The sequence below is a fragment of the Stutzerimonas stutzeri genome (genome assembly GCF_018138085.1).
GTDB classification, from domain to species: Bacteria; Pseudomonadota; Gammaproteobacteria; order Pseudomonadales; family Pseudomonadaceae; genus Stutzerimonas; species Stutzerimonas stutzeri_AI.
The window spans coordinates 3,936,233-3,952,794 of the sequence record NZ_CP073105.1; the positions used below are offsets into that span (position 1 = coordinate 3,936,233).

The 16,562-nt window shown below is 65.0% G+C and carries 13 protein-coding genes; 7 read left to right on the plus strand and 6 right to left on the minus strand.

From position 1 onward, the window contains the following. The first annotated feature begins 276 nt into the window (after positions 1-276). Entirely contained in the window at positions 277-2,199 is a 1,923-nt protein-coding gene (locus KCX70_RS18165; RefSeq protein WP_212618356.1) for a methyl-accepting chemotaxis protein, read from the plus strand. Between the two features lie 47 nt (positions 2,200-2,246). On the opposite strand, the gene bfr is transcribed toward KCX70_RS18165, so the two are convergent. Further along, positions 2,247-2,714 (minus strand): bacterioferritin, encoded by a 468-nt coding sequence (gene bfr, locus KCX70_RS18170; RefSeq protein WP_102853724.1) that lies wholly within the window; start codon positions 2,712-2,714, stop codon positions 2,247-2,249. Positions 2,715-2,938: 224 nt separating this feature from the next. Between bfr and KCX70_RS18175 the strand changes: the two genes are divergently transcribed. The 3 genes from KCX70_RS18175 to KCX70_RS18185 are packed head-to-tail and all read left to right on the plus strand — an operon-like array spanning position 2,939 to position 8,572. Continuing rightward, a complete protein-coding gene (locus KCX70_RS18175) occupies positions 2,939-4,018 on the plus strand; it encodes an efflux RND transporter periplasmic adaptor subunit (protein WP_212618357.1) in 1,080 nt (359 codons plus the stop codon). A 4-nt stretch (positions 4,019-4,022) separates the two neighbouring features. Beyond that, positions 4,023-7,076: an efflux RND transporter permease subunit gene (locus KCX70_RS18180; RefSeq protein WP_212618358.1), complete on the plus strand. Its 3,054-nt coding sequence runs from the start codon at positions 4,023-4,025 to the stop codon at positions 7,074-7,076. Beyond that, entirely contained in the window at positions 7,076-8,572 is a 1,497-nt protein-coding gene (locus KCX70_RS18185) for an efflux transporter outer membrane subunit (protein WP_212618359.1), read from the plus strand. Before KCX70_RS18180 ends, KCX70_RS18185 begins: the two co-directional genes overlap by 1 nt. A gap of 200 nt (positions 8,573-8,772) precedes the next feature. Here KCX70_RS18185 and KCX70_RS18190 read toward each other — a convergent pair whose 3' ends face one another. Further along, positions 8,773-9,663, minus strand: coding sequence for a PA4780 family RIO1-like protein kinase (locus tag KCX70_RS18190; protein ID WP_021206379.1), 891 nt, complete (start codon positions 9,661-9,663; stop codon positions 8,773-8,775). A gap of 157 nt (positions 9,664-9,820) precedes the next feature. On the opposite strand from KCX70_RS18190, the gene ada reads away from it, so the two are divergent. From ada to KCX70_RS18205, 3 genes are read left to right on the plus strand one after another with little or no spacing between them, the layout of a single operon-like run. Beyond that, positions 9,821-10,858 (plus strand): bifunctional DNA-binding transcriptional regulator/O6-methylguanine-DNA methyltransferase Ada, encoded by a 1,038-nt coding sequence (gene ada, locus KCX70_RS18195; protein ID WP_212618360.1) that lies wholly within the window; start codon positions 9,821-9,823, stop codon positions 10,856-10,858. A gap of 49 nt (positions 10,859-10,907) precedes the next feature. Then, positions 10,908-11,153, plus strand: a complete 246-nt coding sequence (locus KCX70_RS18200) for a hypothetical protein (RefSeq protein ID WP_102853727.1) — start codon at positions 10,908-10,910, stop codon at positions 11,151-11,153. 42 nt (positions 11,154-11,195) lie between these two features. Further along, positions 11,196-11,981, plus strand: a complete 786-nt coding sequence (locus KCX70_RS18205; protein WP_212618361.1) for a TatD family hydrolase — start codon at positions 11,196-11,198, stop codon at positions 11,979-11,981. Between the two features lie 9 nt (positions 11,982-11,990). On the opposite strand, the gene KCX70_RS18210 is transcribed toward KCX70_RS18205, so the two are convergent. From KCX70_RS18210 to nfi, 4 genes are all read right to left on the minus strand, one after another. Then, positions 11,991-14,021, minus strand: coding sequence for a methyl-accepting chemotaxis protein (locus tag KCX70_RS18210; RefSeq protein ID WP_212618362.1), 2,031 nt, complete (start codon positions 14,019-14,021; stop codon positions 11,991-11,993). Between the two features lie 250 nt (positions 14,022-14,271). After that, on the minus strand, positions 14,272-15,105 hold the full coding sequence (gene ampE, locus KCX70_RS18215) for a regulatory signaling modulator protein AmpE (protein WP_212618363.1): 834 nt from the start codon (positions 15,103-15,105) through the stop codon (positions 14,272-14,274). A gap of 27 nt (positions 15,106-15,132) precedes the next feature. Further along, positions 15,133-15,684, minus strand: coding sequence for a 1,6-anhydro-N-acetylmuramyl-L-alanine amidase AmpD (ampD, locus tag KCX70_RS18220; RefSeq protein WP_021206373.1), 552 nt, complete (start codon positions 15,682-15,684; stop codon positions 15,133-15,135). Positions 15,685-15,757: 73 nt separating this feature from the next. Next, positions 15,758-16,486 carry a deoxyribonuclease V gene (gene nfi / locus KCX70_RS18225; RefSeq protein WP_212618364.1) on the minus strand — a complete coding sequence of 243 codons (729 nt, stop codon included), beginning with the start codon at positions 16,484-16,486 and terminating at the stop codon, positions 15,758-15,760. Positions 16,487-16,562 lie beyond the last annotated feature (76 nt).

Sequence of the window (16,562 nt, forward strand, 5' to 3'; positions counted from 1 at the left end):
CGACCGATACGAACCCAGAGCGCAACGTAGCTCCTCGTAACGCAGCATGAGCCACTGCGATCACGCCGGCCGCCCGGTCGTCGTGCTTCATCCTCCGCGGACGGGTGTGACCTGACACCCGCTGCCCGCGTCGCAGCCCCCTCACCCTTACGCCTTATTTATGGCGTCATCTTTATGGCTAACCCTCAAGTCTGCGCGTCGCCCGCCGACAGCGGAGCAGCGCGTTGCCGCATCTAGCGGGCAACGTTTTTTGACCCCATTGCTATTGGTAACTGAATGAACAGATGGTTTGGAAACATCGGTGTCAGCCGTAAGCTCGCGCTGGGCTTCGGCGCCGTACTGGCACTTACCTTGATTCTGGCCTGGAGTGGCTGGGCCAGCCTGGGCGGTGTGATTCAGCGCAGCGGCTGGATGACCGAAATCTCGCTGCTGAACAACACCCTGACGAACCTGCGCATCGCGCGCCTGCAGTTCATGCTGGCCAACGGCGACGTCGAGTCCACCGAGCGCCTGGACAAGAATCTGCAGATCTACCTCGCTCAGCAGACCAAGCTGCTCAACACCTTCAAGAACCCGGTCAACGTGAGGATGCTCAAGGAGCAGGCCGGCTACAACGAGCAATACCAGCACTCGCTGAACGACATGCGCCAGGGGTATGCGCGTACCAACGAGTCACAACGCGTCATCGATGCCGCAGCCGCTCGTTTGGATACGCTCACGAGCGCCATCAATGCTCGGGTCTTGCAGCACACGGAGCAGGACGAACAACGCTTCGAGCAACTCGTCGCCATCACCCAGGTCCGCGAGGAGATCAAGCAGGCGCAATACCTGTTGCGCATCTACCTGGCAGCGCCCAATGCGCAGAGCGCTGTCGCCGTCTACAGCCAGCTCGATAGCGCCTTGGCAGCGCTGGAACAGCATCGCGGCATGATCGAGCAGAACAGCGATGATGTCGTCGACCAGGTTCGCGACGTGCTTGGCGAATACCGCACCGCCATCGAATCCCTGGAGGCGGCGACCCTCGCCATCGCCAAGGCCCGCCAGGAAATGACCGACCAGCAGAAGGAAATCGTCCGCATCAGCGATGCGCTGTACCAGTTCCAGCTGGATCGCCTCGATATCGAGAGCGTCGAAGCGCGCAGCGGCATGTTCGTCAGCACGGCCCTGGCGCTGCTGCTCGGCATCCTTGCGGCCTGGCTGATCACCCGCCAGATCATCCTGCCGCTGCGAACCACTCTGCGGGACGTGGAACGCATCGCCGCGGGCGACCTGACGGCGACAACCCAGATCACCCGCCGCGACGAGCTAGGTGTTCTGCAGCATGGCATACAGCAGATGGGCACGACACTGCGAGAACTGATCGGAGGCATTCGTGACGGCGTCAGTCAGATCAGCAGCGCCGCAGAAGAGCTCTCGGCGGTGACCATGCAGACCAGCGCAGGGGTCAACAGTCAGAAGGAAGAAACCGATCAGGTCGCGACGGCGATGCATGAAATGTCGGCCACCGTGCAGGAAGTGGCACGCAACGCCGAACAAGCCGCTCAGGCCGCCACCGAAGCGGATGAAGAAGCGCATGCAGGTGATCGCGTCGTCGCCGAAGTGATCGAGCAAATCGAGCGCATGGCTGGTGAAGTGATCCGCTCCTCCGAAGCGATGACAGCCCTGCAGAGTGACAGCGACAAGATCGGCAGCGTCATGAACGTGATCCGTGCCGTGGCCGAGCAGACCAACCTGCTGGCGCTGAACGCGGCCATCGAGGCCGCACGCGCAGGTGAAGCCGGGCGTGGCTTCGCCGTCGTCGCCGATGAAGTGCGCGGCTTGGCCCAGCGCACGCAGAAATCCACCGAGGAAATCGAGCAACTGGTCACTGCGCTGCAGAACGGCACTCAGCAGGTATCGGCCATCATGCAGAACAGCCGCAACCTCACCGAAAGCAGCGTGGCGCTGACGCGCCGGGCAGGCGCTTCATTGGCGCGCATCACCCACACGGTGTCCAACATCCAGGCCATGAACCAGCAGATCGCTACGGCAGCCGAAGAGCAAAGCGCGGTTGCCGAAGAGATCAGCCGGAGCGTAATAAACGTGCGGGATGTATCGGAGCAGACCGCCGCGGCCAGCGATGACACCGCCGCGTCGAGTGTGGAACTGGCGCGCCTGGGCAGCCAGCTGCAGGCGATGGTCAGTCGCTTCCGTATCTGACCGCCCCGCAACGACGAGGCCAGGCCTTGCGCCTGGCCTCGTGAGTATCAGTTTGCCTGGGACTGCAGATAGTTCTGCAGGCCGATCCGGTCGATCAGCCCCAACTGCTGCTCCAGCCAGTAGGCGTGGTCTTCTTCGGTGTCCATCAGCTGCAGTTCGAGGATGTCGCGTGTCGGGTAGTCGCCGTGCTGCTCGGCAAGCTCGATGCCCTTGGCCAGCGCTTCACGCACCTTGTACTCGAGCGCCAGGTCGCTGCGCAGCATATCCGGCACGTTGTGCCCGGGATGGATCGCATCCGGGGTCATGTCGGGCGTACCTTCGAGGAACAGAATGCGCTTGAGCAACGCATCGGCATGCTCGGTTTCTTCCTGCATTTCATGGTTGATCCGCTCGTAGAGCTTCTCGAAGCCCCAGTCGGCATACATCCGTGAGTGCAGGAAATACTGGTCGCGCGCCGCCAGCTCCCCACGCAGCAGTTCTTTGAGATATTCGATGACCTGTGGCTGACCTTGCATTGCGACCTTCTCCTGCACTGACCTTTGAAACGCCGCGCCATGATACGCCCATTCGACGCCCGACAGGCCGTCACCGAGCAGCTTGCCCGCAGGGCAGCGGGTACTGACCCATCGGTCACCTCAGCATAGGCCGAACTCCCGGTCCGGGGCGGGGTTCTATTGAGCTGGCACCGCTCTGCGCAGCGGTGCCGTGACCCTTCGCTCGATCCTTGCCGGGAGTACGGATGCCGCTGTCCATCAAGAAAGGCCTCGCCTGGCCTTGCCGCCTCACCCTGTCGCTCTGCGCGCTGCTAACGCTGGCCGGCTGCGCCGATGACCAGGAGCCGGTCGAGGTTCCGCCGCGCGTAGCTTTTGTCGAGCCAGTGCAGCGGGTCGATTCCGGACCCCAGGTGTTGCGCTATCCCGGCGTGGTGGACAGCGTCACCAGCACCCAGCTGGCCTTCCAGGTCGCCGGCCGCATCGAGCGCATCCTGGTCGACGAGGGCGAGCGCGTCGAACAGGGCCAGCCGCTGGCACGGATCGACAGCACCGATTACGCGCTGCAACTACGCGAGGCCGAGGCCCGGCTGAAGCAACTGGAGGCCGACCTGGCGCGCAAGCGTGACCTGCTGGCCGCAGGAATCCTCGCGCCTGCGGCCGTCGAACCGTTGCAGGCCAACGTCGTGGCGGCACGGGTTGCCCGTGACAGCGCCCGCCGCGATCTCAACCACAGCAGCCTGGAGGCCCCCTTCGACGGCGTCGTCGCGCGGCGCCTGGCCGAGCCGGACATGGTGGTTGCCATCGGCACGCCTGTGCTCGAACTACAGAACAACCAGCAGGTCGAGGTCAGCGTCGACCTGCCGGAGTCGGCCGCGCTGAGCCTGCCGCTGGACAGCTCCTTGAAGGCCGAAGGCGAGCTGGTGATTGCCGATCTGAGCTTGCCACTGACCTACAAGGAACACAGCACGCAACCGCGCCAGGGGTCGCGCACCTACCGCCTGACGCTCAAGGGCGAGCCGCCTGAGGGCTACAACCTGCTGCCGGGCATGGCCATGCGGGTGCGGCTGCAACGTCCGCCGACGTCGGACGAGGCGTCGCCCCGCTTCCGCTTGCCACTCAGCGCGGTGCAGACCGCGCCCGACGGCAGCCATTACCTTTGGCTGGCGGTCGATGGACACGCCCGGCGCCAGCCCGTGGCGCTCGAAGGCATTGAGCAGGACCACGCCGTGCTCGGAGGTGAGCTCGAGGATGGCATGCTTGCTGTGATCGCCGGTGGCAGCAAGCTGTCGGAGGACCAGCCGATCAATGCCGAACGGCGGAACTGAGCCAATGGATCTTGCTCGCTACGCCATCTGCAAATCGGTCAACGTCTGGGTCCTGGTGCTGATCTGCCTGGTCGGCGGTGTGCTCGCGTTCTTCGAGATGGGGCGCCTCGAAGACCCGGAATTCACCATCAAGGAAGCCATCGTCACGGTTCAGTACCCCGGCGCGACCGCGCTGGAGGTCGAGCAGGAGGTTACCGAGCCCTTGGAAAGCGCCATTCAGGAGCTGTCCGAGGTCAAGGAGATCCGCTCGCGCTCGATGATCGGGGCGGCCGAAATCCGTGTCGAAATCCAGGACCGCTATTCCGGCGACCAGCTCGATCAGATTTGGGACCAGCTGCGAAACAAGGTCGAGGATGCCCGGCAGAAATTGCCGCCAGGCCTTGATCCGCCGCTGGTCAACGACGACTTCGGCGATGTCTACGGCATTTTCTTCGCGCTGACCGGTGAAGGTTTGACCCTGGAAGAGCTGCACGAGGTCGCCAAGGATCTGCGACGCGGGCTGATCACCGCCGACGGCGTCGGCCAGGTGGAGATCGCCGGCGTGCGCGAGGAGCGCATTCTGGTACAGGTCGATCAGGCGCGCCTCGCCGCCTTGCGCCTGTCGCCGCGCGAGCTGGTCGCGGCCCTGAGCGATGCCGATGCCGCAGTGGAAGCCGGCGGCGTGCGCGCTGGCGAATACTTCGTGCACATCCGCCCGAGTGGTGCCTTCGATTCCCTCGACGCGCTGCGTGCCCTGCCAGTCGGCCAGGGCGAGCAGCGCGTCGACCTGGGCGCCATCGCCACGCTCACCCGTGACTATGCCGAACGGCCTCGGCAGATCATCCGTCACAATGGCGAACCGGCACTGACCCTCGGCATCAGCGGCATAGCCGGCAGCAACATCGTCGAGGTGGGGCACGCCGTCGAGGCCAAGCTCGAGTCGATGCAGCACCTGATGCCGTTGGGCGCCGAGCTGCACCCGCTCTACCAGCAGCACCGCATCGTCGACGACTCGGTCAACAGCTTCGCGCTCAACGTGTTTCTCTCGGTGGCCATCGTCGTCGGCGTGCTGTGCCTGGCCATGGGCCTGCGCGCCGGGCTGATCATCGGCGCGGTGCTGTTCCTGACCGTGCTTGGCACGCTGCTGGTGATGTGGCTGGGCGGCGTCGAGCTCGAACGCATCTCCCTTGGTGCGCTGATCATCGCCATGGGCATGCTGGTGGACAACGCGGTGGTCGTCTGCGACGGCATGCTGATCCAGCAACAGCGCGGCCTGAGCATCCTCGAGGCCTCACGCAAGACGCTGCAACAGACGCAATGGTCGCTGCTTGGCGCGACCCTCATTGGCATTCTGGCTTTCGCCGGGATCGGCCTGTCGCAGGACACCACCGGCGAATTTCTCTTCTCGCTGTTCTATGTCATCGCCACTTCGCTGCTCCTGAGTTGGCTGCTGGCGCTGCTGATCGTGCCGCTGTTCGGCCATTACCTGCTCGAACGCAAGGGCGATAAACAGGACGAGAGCGGCGACCCCGACGAGGCCTACAGCGGGCCGGTCTACGGCCGCTACCGAAGTATCGCCGGCGCGGTGCTCGCGCGGCCCTGGCTGACCTTGAGCGTGCTGGTGGTACTCACGGTACTCAGCGTGCTGGGTTTCAGCCGTGTGCCGCAGAGTTTCTTTCCACCGTCGAGCACGCCGATCTTCTACCTCAACCTGTTCCTGCCGCAGGGCACACACATCCGCGAAACCAGCCGCACCGCCGAGGACGTCGAGGGTTATCTGAAGCAGCTCGACGGCGTCACCGACGTGTCCACCTTCGTCGGTGCCGGTGCCTCGCGCTTCATGCTCACCTATGCGCCAGAACAGCCCAACCCGGCCCTGATGCATTTTCTCGTGCGGACAAAGAACGCGGATGTGATCGCCGGCCTGGTCCGGGAAATCAACCAGACGCTGCCGGGCCGCTACCCCTCGGCCGATGTCGCGGCCGCGCAGTTCATGTTCGGTCCCAACGCCGAGGCCAAGCTGGAAGCCCGCATCAGCGGCCCCGACCTGGACGAGCTGCGCCGGTTGTCAGCCGAGGGCCAGCGCCTCCTGCAGGAAAAGGGGCAGGTCTTCGACATCCGCGACGATTGGCGCCAGCCGGTCCCGGTGCTGCGCCCTCGCCTGGCCCTGGATCGCCTGGCCAGCGCCGGCCTGACCCGCCAGCAGGTGGCGCAGGCGCTGTCGGTCGCCAGCGAGGGGCAGCAGGTCAGCGTGTTCCGCGACAAGGACGAGCTGATCCCGATTCTCCTGCGCGCCACGCCAGAGGATCGTGTCGAGCCCGGCGACCTCTTGCAGCGTCTGGTCTGGAGCCCCGCCACCCAGCGCTACGTGCCGCTGGCGCAGGTGGCCGACGGCGTCGAAGCGACCACCGAGGAATCGATGATTCGCCGCTACGGACGTGAACGGACCATTGCCGTGCGTGCCGAACCGCGCGACGGGGAAAACACCAACGTCGCCTTCGAACGGATTCGCCCGCTGATCGAGGGGATCGAGCTGCCGACCGGCTATACGCTGGAATGGGGCGGCGACCATGAGCAGTCCTCCGACGCCCAGCAGGCGCTGGCCAGCACCCTCGCCGTCCCCTATCTGGCGATGGTGCTGGTCACGGTGCTGCTGTTTGCCAAGGTGCGCCAGCCGCTGATGATCTGGCTGGTGGTGCCGATGGCGCTGTGCGGCGTCACGCTCGGCCTGCTGATCACCGGTCAGCCATTCGGCTTCATGGCGCTGCTCGGGCTGCTGAGTCTGACCGGCATGCTGATCAAGAATGCCGTGGTGCTGGTGGACGAAATCGACCGGCAGATCGACGACGGCGTGCCGCGCCTGACCGCCATAGTCGAGGCATCGGCCTCGCGCCTGCGTCCGGTGATGATGGCTGCCGGCACCACCGTGCTGGGCATGGTGCCGCTGCTGTTCGATCCCTTCTTCGCCAACATGGCGGTGACCATCATGGGTGGGCTGGGCTTCGCCACCCTCCTTACCCTGCTCGCCGTGCCCTGCCTGTACCGGCTGTTCATGCGCGTCAAACCGGAGGAAACCTGATGCCCGGCCGCCTGCCTCGATCGCGCCTCGCCTGGGCCATGGCGCTGGCACTGACACTCGGAGCCTGCTCCAGCGTCCCGGAACGACCCGCGCCGGACGTTCCAGACGTCTGGTTTCACGCCGTGCGCCAGCAGCCCGCCGATACCCGCGCCCTGGCTGACTGGTGGCGCCAGTTCAATGACCCGGTGCTGACCCGCCTGGTCCGTCAGGCGCTGGAGCAGAACCGCGACGTTCGCCAGGCCATGCTGCGGGTCGACACGGCGCGCGCGCAGTTGCGCCAGGCCCGCGCTGGGCTTTTCCCGACGTTCGACGTGCCGGGCTCGGCCAGCCGCCAGTGGATCGAGAACGACCGCGAGCAGAACCCGAACAGCCCCATCGGCCAGTTCGTCCCGGACGATGACGTCATCACCTTCGACAACTGGGAGCTGGCGCTGCAGGCCAGTTGGGAGCTGGACATCTTCGGCGCCACCCGCGCCCGCACCGACAGCGCACGCCAGCAGATCCGTTCGGCCCGGGCGCAGGCCATCGCGGCGCGGCTCGCCGTGGCGTCGAACACGGCACAGGGCTACCTGCAACTGCGGGCGCTGGAGGGCCAACATAAGCTGCTGGTGGAGGGTATTGGGGTGGCCGCCGAGCTGGAGCGCATCGCCGGCAAGCTGTTCGAGGCGGGCGAGGTCACCCGGCTCGACGTCGAGGCCAGCGCCGCCGAGCGGGCCTCGCTGCAAGCCCAGCGTGACGAACTGCGGATCAACCTGGCCGAAGCACGCCTGGCACTGGACACCCTGCTGGCCGAGCCGCCAGGAACCGTCGAGCGGCAGCTCGAGGCTTCCGCCCGGGTACCGCTGGCCGAACGCCCGATCCCGCCCGGCCAGCCGCTGGATCTGTTGCGGAGACGCCCGGACCTGATCGCCGCCGCGGCGCAACTGCAGGCTGCGCAGTTGCAGTCGCTAGCGGCGCGCCGCGACCTGTTCCCGACCCTGGCGCTGCAGGCGGCGGTCGGCCGTTCCGGGCTGGCGCTGGGCGATGCGTTCTCCAGCGCTTCGAACTTCGCCCGGCTCGGCGCAACGTTCGGCCTGCCCTTTCTCGATTACCGTCGCCGCGGAGCAGCCATCGACCTGGCCGACGTGCAGGGCGACAGTGCCTATCTCGGATTCGAGCAGTCGCTAGCCGAAGCGCTGGAAGAGGTCGAGCGTTCGCTGGTGCGAATCGAGGGCCAGCAGCGTCGCCTGAACGCCCTACGCGACACCCTGGCGCATCGCGAGCGCGCCTATGCCCTGGCGCAGACCAGCTACCGCCTGGGCGAAGCCAACCTCAACGAAGTTCTCGACGCCCAGCGCGGCTCGCTACAAGCGCGGCAACAGGCGCTACAGGGCCGCACCGCGCTCGCCACCGCGCAGGTCGCGCTGTTCGTCGCACTCGGCGGCGGCTGGGAAATGGACCCGCAGGCCGTCGAGGATGCCGATGCGGGCACCGGCACAGGCACGGCGGCCAAATAAGCCGCAAGGAATTTACGGCATACAAACGCGCCGGACTTGCCGGAACAGAACGAAACAGCTTTTCCCCGAGGGCGGGCCCTCCTACAAAAAAGCAGTCGTGCACGCCGCTGCCCTTGTAGGAGGCGCGACCCGCGGCGAAGGCGGACTGCTAGGCCGCTCAGGAGCAAAAAGCTACGCTGTTCAGCACACCCGAAAGCGTGTCAGTGACGCATCCACGGCGGCGTGGGCGGTTCGTCGCTCGGTTCGTCGGTGGCGTTGCGCAGCGCTTCCTTGCGCGCCTGCTCGGCCAGGGTAGCGCGGATTTCGCGCATGACCGCATCGAGGTCGGCGGCATCCTCGGGCTCGGCGAACTCGCCGGTCAGCTCGGTTTCCGGCGTCAGCTTGCCTTCCTCGTACAACGCCCACATTTCCTTGGCGTAGCGGGTGTATTTGAGCTCCGGGGCGAACTGGCCGAAATAGGCCGCCATGTTGCCCACGTCGCGCTCGAGCATCTCGAAGGCGTGGTTATTGCCGGCGGCGTCCACCGCCTGCGGCAGATCGATGATCACCGGACCGTGCTCGTCGAGCAGCACGTTGAATTCGGACAGGTCACCGTGGACCAGGCCGGCACAGAGCATCTTGGCCACTTCGCCGATCATGAAGGCGTGGAACTCGCGGGCGTCGTCCGGGTGGAGATCGACGTCGTTGAGCCGCGGCGCAGCGTCGCCGTCCTCACCACTGATCATCTCCATCAGCAGCACGCCATCGAGAAAATCGTAAGGTTTGGGCACCCGAACGCCGGCCTGAGCCAGGCGGAACAGTGCCGCGACTTCGGCATTCTGCCAGTTCTCTTCCTTTTCCTTGCGCCCGTGCTTGGAACCCTTGGCCATGGCACGTGCATCGCGGCTGCTGCGCACCTTGCGCCCTTCCTGGTATTTCACCGCCTGGCGAAAACTGCGGTTGTTGGCCTCCTTGTAGACCTTCGCGCAGCGCAGCTCCTCGCCACAGCGCACCACATAAACCGCTGCTTCCTTGCCACTCATCAGCGGGCGCAGCACTTCGTCGATCAGGCCATCCTCGACCAACGGCTCGAGTCGTTTTGGCGTTTTCATCAGCGGTTTACAGACCCTTCATGGCTAGGCAGAACTGCAGGTTACGGCAATCGTCAACGGCCTTCCATGCTTGCCCGCAGTTTAAAAGCGAGTTGTGGATTGGCATCCGGCACGGGCTGGACGGACAATCGAAACCAAGCACCCAGGGAGCACAGACATGCTCGATTTCGACCACTGCTGGCAAGCACTCTGCGACCGAGACGAAGCGTACGACAATCGCTTCGTATTCGCCGTCCACTCGACCCGGATCTTCTGCCGCCCCAGTTGCCCGGCGCGCCGGCCGCGGCGCGACCGTGTCAGTTTCTTCAGTGATGCGGCGCAAGCTGAAGCCGCTGGTTACCGACCCTGCAGACGCTGCTCGCCGCAGGGGCAGAGCCCGGCCGAGCAGTTGGATGCCTTGATCGTCGCCGCCTGCCGTCTGCTCGATGAAAGCGCCGAGCCGTTGACGCTCGACCAGCTGGCCGCGCGCATCGGCCTGTCCTCGTCACACCTGGCCCGTGCGTTCAAACACCGCACCGGGCTCACGCCGCGAGCCTGGGCGGCCGCACGCCGACGCGAGCGACTGGAGACGCAGCTACCTGCCGCCGATTCGGTGCTGGGTGCGGCCCTGGAGGCAGGCTATGGCAGCACCCGTGGCGTCTACCTCGACACTGCGGCGCTGAGCCCGGCACAGCGTCGACGCAAGGGAGCCGGTGAGTCGCTGCGCTATGCGATCAGCCCATGCCCGCTGGGACTGCTGCTGGTCGCCGCCAGCGAGCGAGGGATTTGCGCGCTGCTGTTCGGGGACGATGAACAGGCGCTGCTCGGCGAACTGCAATCACGTTTCGCCGCTGCCGAGCTTTCGCGCGATCAGCACGGGCTGGGCAAGTGGTTGCAGCCGATTCTGGCGCAGCTGGATGAGCCGTCTCGGGCGGCGCGATTACCGCTCGATCTGCGTGGCAGTGCCTATCAGCAGCGTGTCTGGCAGGCGCTCCAGGCTATCCCGCCAGGTGAGACCCGGCGTTACGGCGAACTGGCCGAGAGTCTCGGCAGCCATGCGCGCGCCGTCGCTCGGGCCTGCGCGAGCAATCCAGTCGGCTTGCTGGTGCCCTGCCACCGTGTCGTCGGGGCCAACCAGTCGCTCACCGGCTATCGCTGGGGCATTGAACGCAAGGCGGCATTGCTCGAATCGGAGCGCAAGGACTCGGGAGCCTGACGGCGATTCGGCGGTCCGATATTCCACACACCTGGAGTCGAGAGCCGCCATGACCGAACTGAAACGCTACCGCATCCACTACCTGATCAACGGTAATCCGGCCTCGCTGACGCTCAGTTCCTTCGAGGAGCCGGACATGGAACAAGCCGAGCTGGAGATTCTCCTGCATCATGTCCGCGAGCCACGTGCGGCGACCGATGCGCCCTGGGAAACGCCGGTACGCCCCAGCGAACACAGCCGCATGGCAGAACTGGGTGTCAGCGAAATCCAGATCGAGGAGGAACCCAGCCACTGACCGTCACCACCTCTTCACACACTCGGACAGGAGAACGCTGTCGTGCCTCTGATCGACACCCACACCCACCTCGACTTCGACCCCTTCGATACCGATCGCGGCGAGGTACTGGCGCGCAGCCAGAGGGCCGGTGTCGAGCGCATTCTGGTACTGGGTGTGCATCAGGCCAACTGGGCCAGGGTCTGGCAGCTGGCGCAGGACGAACCTTGCGTCCATGCGGCGCTAGGGCTGCACCCGGTGTTTCTGCAAGATCACCGGGCGGAACACATCGACGCGCTGCGTGACTGGCTGTTGCGATTGCGCGGCGAGGACAAGCTCTGCGCCATCGGCGAGATCGGCTTGGACTACTACATCGAAGACCCGGCCAAGGAGCGCCAGCAGACCCTGCTCGAGGCGCAGCTGGAGTTGGCCAACGAATTCGAGCTGCCAGTGCTGCTACATGTGCGCCGCGCCCATGCCCAGATGATCGCCACGCTCAAGCGGCACAAGCTCAAGCGCACCGGCATCGCCCACGCCTTCAGCGGCAGTTGGGAAGAGGCCCGCGAGTACATCAGGCTCGACTACAAGCTCGGCCTCGGCGGCGCCGGCACCTGGCCACAGGCGCACCGCATGCACCGCGTGCTCAAGCAGCTGCCGCTCGAGAGCATCGTGCTGGAAACCGACGCCCCGGACATCGCCCCGCACAGCCACGCCGGCCAGCGCAACAGCCCGGAGTTTCTTCCCGACATCTGCCGTGAGCTAGCTGAGCTGCGTGGCATCAGCGCCGAAGAGCTGGCCGAGGCCAGCTACCGCAACAGCTGCGAGCTGCTTGGCTGGCCTGCAGGCTAGCCGCAAGGCCTAGACCCGGAACGCCCCGATCAGCTGCTGCAGCCGCCCGACCAGTTCGCTGAGTTCGCGGCTGGCCTGTTCGGTATGCCCGGCGCCTTCGGCTGTGCGTTGCCCGGCTTCATTGATGGCGACGATATTGCGATCGATATCATGGGCAACGGCGGTCTGTTCTTCGGCGGCCGCGGCGATTTGCTGGTTCTGGTCGACGATGACGCCCACCGCGCCAAGGATGTTCTCGAGCGCCTGCTGCACCTGCGCCGACTGACTGACCGTATCCTCGGCCATCGAATGGCTCGAATGCATGGTCTTCACCGCAGCGCCGACCCCGCCCTGCAGGCGACCGATCATCTGTTCGATTTCTTCGGTCGATCGCTGGGTACGCCTGGCCAGGCTACGCACCTCATCGGCGACCACCGCGAAACCGCGCCCTTGCTCGCCGGCCCGCGCAGCCTCGATCGCCGCGTTGAGCGCCAACAGGTTGGTCTGCTCGGCCACGCCCTTGATCACATCCAGCACCTGGCTGATGGCCTTGCTGTCGCTGGCCAGCTGATTGATCACTTCGACCGACTGCTCGATCTCGGCCGCCAGACGCCCAATGCCGGCGACCTGCGCTTCCACCAGGCTGCGCCCGCTGACCGTTTCGTCGTTGACGCTCTGGGCGCTGCCGACCGCCGCCTCCGCGCTGGTGGCGACTTCCTGAGCGGTCGCCGACATTTCGTTCATTGCCGTCGCGACCTGCTCGATCTGCCCGCGCTGCTCGGAAACCGTCTGGTTACTCTCGCCGGAGACGGTTTCGACGCGCGTCGCCTGACGCTCTACTTCGCCGACGGTCTGGCCGACACGCTCGATGAGCTCGCGAATCTTCGCCACGGTCTCGTTGAAGACCTGCCCCAGCTCACCCAGCTCGTCGCGACTCTGAACCTTGAAACGCGCCGTCATGTCGCCCGCCGCCACCCGATCCATGGTGGCACCGAGGCTGCGCAGCGAGGCACGGGTGGACATATAGAACGCGCTGTAGAGGTAGACGACCAGCAGGAAAACCAAAGCCAATGCGGCCAGCAGCAGGGTCATGAGCAGGCGTTTCTGCTCCAGACGCAGCGCCAGCTGATCGTCGAGAAAGCCAAGGACTGCGTCATTGAGCGCATAGGTCTTCGCCATCTCGGCGCTGATCAGGTCGTAGAACTGGTCCCAGGGGCTATCCAGCGCTTCGGCCATGATCACCTGATCCTGGAAAATATCGCTGCTGAGCTGCAAAGAGGCGTGGCTGGCTTCGGTATAGGTCTGCAGCTGGCGCTGGGCGGCGGCACTGCTGCCCAGCACGTCGTGCAGCTGGGCGCCGTACTGAGCCTGCTGCTTCTCCAGCTCGAGCAACAGGTTGTCCAGCTTGTTGCTGGCATCGGAATTCAGGTAGCCCTGACCAAAGGTATAGGAGCCAACCGCCCGGCCCTCGCCGAGCGCCGCGGTAATCGTGGGCGTGGCCGAGGTCAGCAGCTCCGCGAGCATGCGCACGTCCCGCTGGCTGTCCTGGCTCAGGCCCGACTGGCTGGCGATCAGCTTGATCATCACCTGCCCCTTGCCCAGCAACGCCCGGGCCAAGGCGGCTTTGGCCTGCAACGATTGCTGCGCCTGCGCCTCGCGCAGCGCCGCGTCGAGCTCGTCTCGACGGCTGGTGAACTCGGCTACCTGTTCGGGATCGTCGCTAACCGGAGCCAGACGTTGCATCTGCTCCGTCAGTGCGGCTTCGACCGTGGACAGCCGGGATACCAGCGCCTGCACTTCACCGGTCTGGCCGATGATGCCTTCGATTTCGATCAGGTCTTTCCAATCCTGCATCTCGCGGCGCAACTGTAGCGCCGTGCCGAGCAGTTCAAGGCTCTGCAATTCGGTGCGGGTGCCGACGAACTCGCGATACGAGTCGCGCACCAGATAGAAATTGGTCAGCAGCATGGGAACGAAGAAAAGCACGCTGATCAGGCTGAACTTCATGCCGAAACTCAGCCGATTCATCAATGCGATTGCGGGATACAACAGGCTTTTCAAAAGACGTCTCCCTATTTCTTGTTGTGTGGTCGACAGCATTCAGGGGCTGCGGACTCGTCGGAGCGTGACGCAAGAAAACTTATACGGGATATCGGTCGCCGCTAATGTAACTTAAGGTAATGGCAGGATGATGGCGCCACAACCGGCAGAAGTCCCGCCGATTCCGGCCTATCCATCGAACTTATCCGACGCCTGGTAGCCACCTCGACGAGACAGGATTGGCCGGTTTCATGGAGACCGGTGCAAGCCTCTAGCGAAGAAGGATCCAGAGGGCGATGGCGGCGTACCAGAGCATGCGGGTACGCACCAATAGAGCGGCCAGGCTGTCGAGCCGGGCGATCCCCGCCTCGCCTTCGACAGACCCGCCCAGATCAGCGGCCACCGGGCCGACCTCGGCCAACAGACGCGAAGCGGGGATGTCCCAATGCAGCAGATCATTGAGTAGCGCACGGTTGACCGCGACGAAATTGCCGACCAATCCGAAACTGGCCAGCAGCACCCGCACCGGCAGCCAGTCGAAGGCGTGTCGTAACTGCTCGGCCTGTTCACGCATGATCTGGTCCCGAGCATGGTCGAGGGTCAGCGCAAGCAGGCGGTAGGCCAGCGCGGCCACGGGCCCCAGCAGTACGTACCAGAAAATCACCGCAAAGAAACCCTGGTGGCTGCGCCACAGCAGTTGGGCCTCGACTGCATGCAGCAAGCTCGGCGCGTCGGCGGCGCTGAGCTTCAGGTCACGCTCGGCGACCAGCGCGGCCGCCTCCTCGTCGCCACGACGCCAGGCGTCACGGAATGCACCGAACTCGCGCTTTCCCTCCCCTCGGCCCAGGCTGTAGAGCAGCACCAGCACATGCAGCGGCAAGCTGAGCCAGCCATAGGCCAGCGGCTTGAGCGCGAGCAGCAGCAAACCGAGCACCAGCACTGGCAGGAGCACCGCTAACGCCAGCCCCAACCAGGGAATGCGGGAGCCCGAGCGCTGCTCGACGCGCCGCAGCCATTGCAGCCAGGGACCATCCTGTTGCACGTCACGCCGCCAGTCGGTGAGCTTGTCGATCAACAGTACCAGCAGCACTACGAGAAAAATCATGACGAAATCGTTCCTGTCAGGGCGGTCTCAGGCGGCGATGGCGGCTGCGCGCAAACGCTGCCAGTCGAAAGCCGGCCCCGGGTCTGTCTTGCGCCCCGGCGCAATATCGCTGTGCCCGCAGACCCGTTCCGGTGTGATTGCCGGATAGGCCTGCTGGAGCAGGTGGCACAGATGAATCAGGCTGTCGTATTGGGCATCGCTGAAGGGCACGTCGTCGGTACCTTCCAGCTCGATGCCAATGGAGAAATCGTTGCAGCTGTCACGCTCGCCGAATCGCGAAACGCCCGCATGCCATGCGCGATCCAGACAGGAGACGAACTGAGTGATCACCCCATCACGCTCGATGAGAAAATGCGCCGACACCTGCAGCGTCGCGATCTGCTCGAAGAAGGGGTGCTCGTCGCAGGCCAGGCCGTTCTGAAAGAATTCCTGAACCTTTCCGGTGCCGAAACAGCCCGGCGGCAAGCTGATGTTGTGGATCACCAGTAGCGAAATCTCACCATCCGGACGCTGGTTGTAATTGGGCGAAGGGCAATGGCGAATGCCTCGGCACCAACCTGTCGCGTGATCCAGCTGCATCGGGGCGAACCCTAGGTAACCTGCGGGGTTTGCAGGCTATCGCCTGGGACCCGCCGGCTGCAAGTCGGACGCGCTACTCCAGATCCATGCTCCGCTGGCTGCCAGCGCGCTTTTCATCACGACGCGAGGCCAGCCGATCGGCAAGCCGTGTGGGTTCCGGCAACCGGTAGCGGGTGACATAGCGCATCACCAGTTGCGGCGCGGTTTCCAGGCTGACCCGATTGCCCGGTGAGATGATCAGGGGGCGCACCTTGTCCTTGCTACGCAGCACGGTGCCGATTACATGGCCGGCCTTGTCGAACAGCTCGACCTGATCGCCACGCTGTTCGCCAAGGGCCTCGTGCTGGCCGGTCAGGATTTTCTTCGCCACACCGATGGTCGGCAGGCCGGTGATCACCCCCAGATGCGCGGCGATACCGAGGCCACGCGGATGCGCGATGCCGTGCCCGTCGGAAAAGATCAGATCAGGGACCTGCCCAAGCGAGTCGAGCGCCTGCAGTACCGCCGGCAATTCGCGAAAGGACAGCAGGCCGGGGATATAGGGCATGCAGGTCGGTACCCGCGCCACGGTCTGCGCCACTGGCTCGAGCGTATCGGCATCGAGCAGTACCACCGCCGCGCGGGTAATCTTGCCCGCCTCCTCAAACCCCACGTCGACGCCGGCTATCAGGCGCAACGGGCCGAAGTCGTCTTCCAGCACGACCTGGCCGGCCAGCTGTTTCTGCATCTCACGGGCATTGGCGGGGCTACCATCCCAGCCGCTGAAGGCTTCGGCTAAGGGTTGCGGTGTATTTGCGCGCATAAAAACCTCTCTGTCCTCATCTGACGGACCCTGGCCTGCGCGGTTCCTCTCAAAGAGGATCGACGTTTGACTGGAC

Excerpts from the sequence above, each read along its gene's own strand:
- KCX70_RS18165 (WP_212618356.1), top strand. The coding sequence starts at position 277 with ATGAACAGATGGTTTGGAAACATCGGTGTCAGCCGTAAGCTCGCGCTG.
- bfr (WP_102853724.1), bottom strand. The coding sequence starts at position 2,714 with ATGCAAGGTCAGCCACAGGTCATCGAATATCTCAAAGAACTGCTGCGT.
- KCX70_RS18175 (WP_212618357.1), top strand. The coding sequence starts at position 2,939 with ATGCCGCTGTCCATCAAGAAAGGCCTCGCCTGGCCTTGCCGCCTCACC.
- KCX70_RS18180 (WP_212618358.1), top strand. The coding sequence starts at position 4,023 with ATGGATCTTGCTCGCTACGCCATCTGCAAATCGGTCAACGTCTGGGTC.
- KCX70_RS18185 (WP_212618359.1), top strand. The coding sequence starts at position 7,076 with ATGCCCGGCCGCCTGCCTCGATCGCGCCTCGCCTGGGCCATGGCGCTG.
- KCX70_RS18190 (WP_021206379.1), bottom strand. The coding sequence starts at position 9,663 with ATGAAAACGCCAAAACGACTCGAGCCGTTGGTCGAGGATGGCCTGATC.
- ada (WP_212618360.1), top strand. The coding sequence starts at position 9,821 with ATGCTCGATTTCGACCACTGCTGGCAAGCACTCTGCGACCGAGACGAA.
- KCX70_RS18200 (WP_102853727.1), top strand. The coding sequence starts at position 10,908 with ATGACCGAACTGAAACGCTACCGCATCCACTACCTGATCAACGGTAAT.
- ampE (WP_212618363.1), bottom strand. The coding sequence starts at position 15,105 with ATGATTTTTCTCGTAGTGCTGCTGGTACTGTTGATCGACAAGCTCACC.
- ampD (WP_021206373.1), bottom strand. The coding sequence starts at position 15,684 with ATGCAGCTGGATCACGCGACAGGTTGGTGCCGAGGCATTCGCCATTGC.
- nfi (WP_212618364.1), bottom strand. The coding sequence starts at position 16,486 with ATGCGCGCAAATACACCGCAACCCTTAGCCGAAGCCTTCAGCGGCTGG.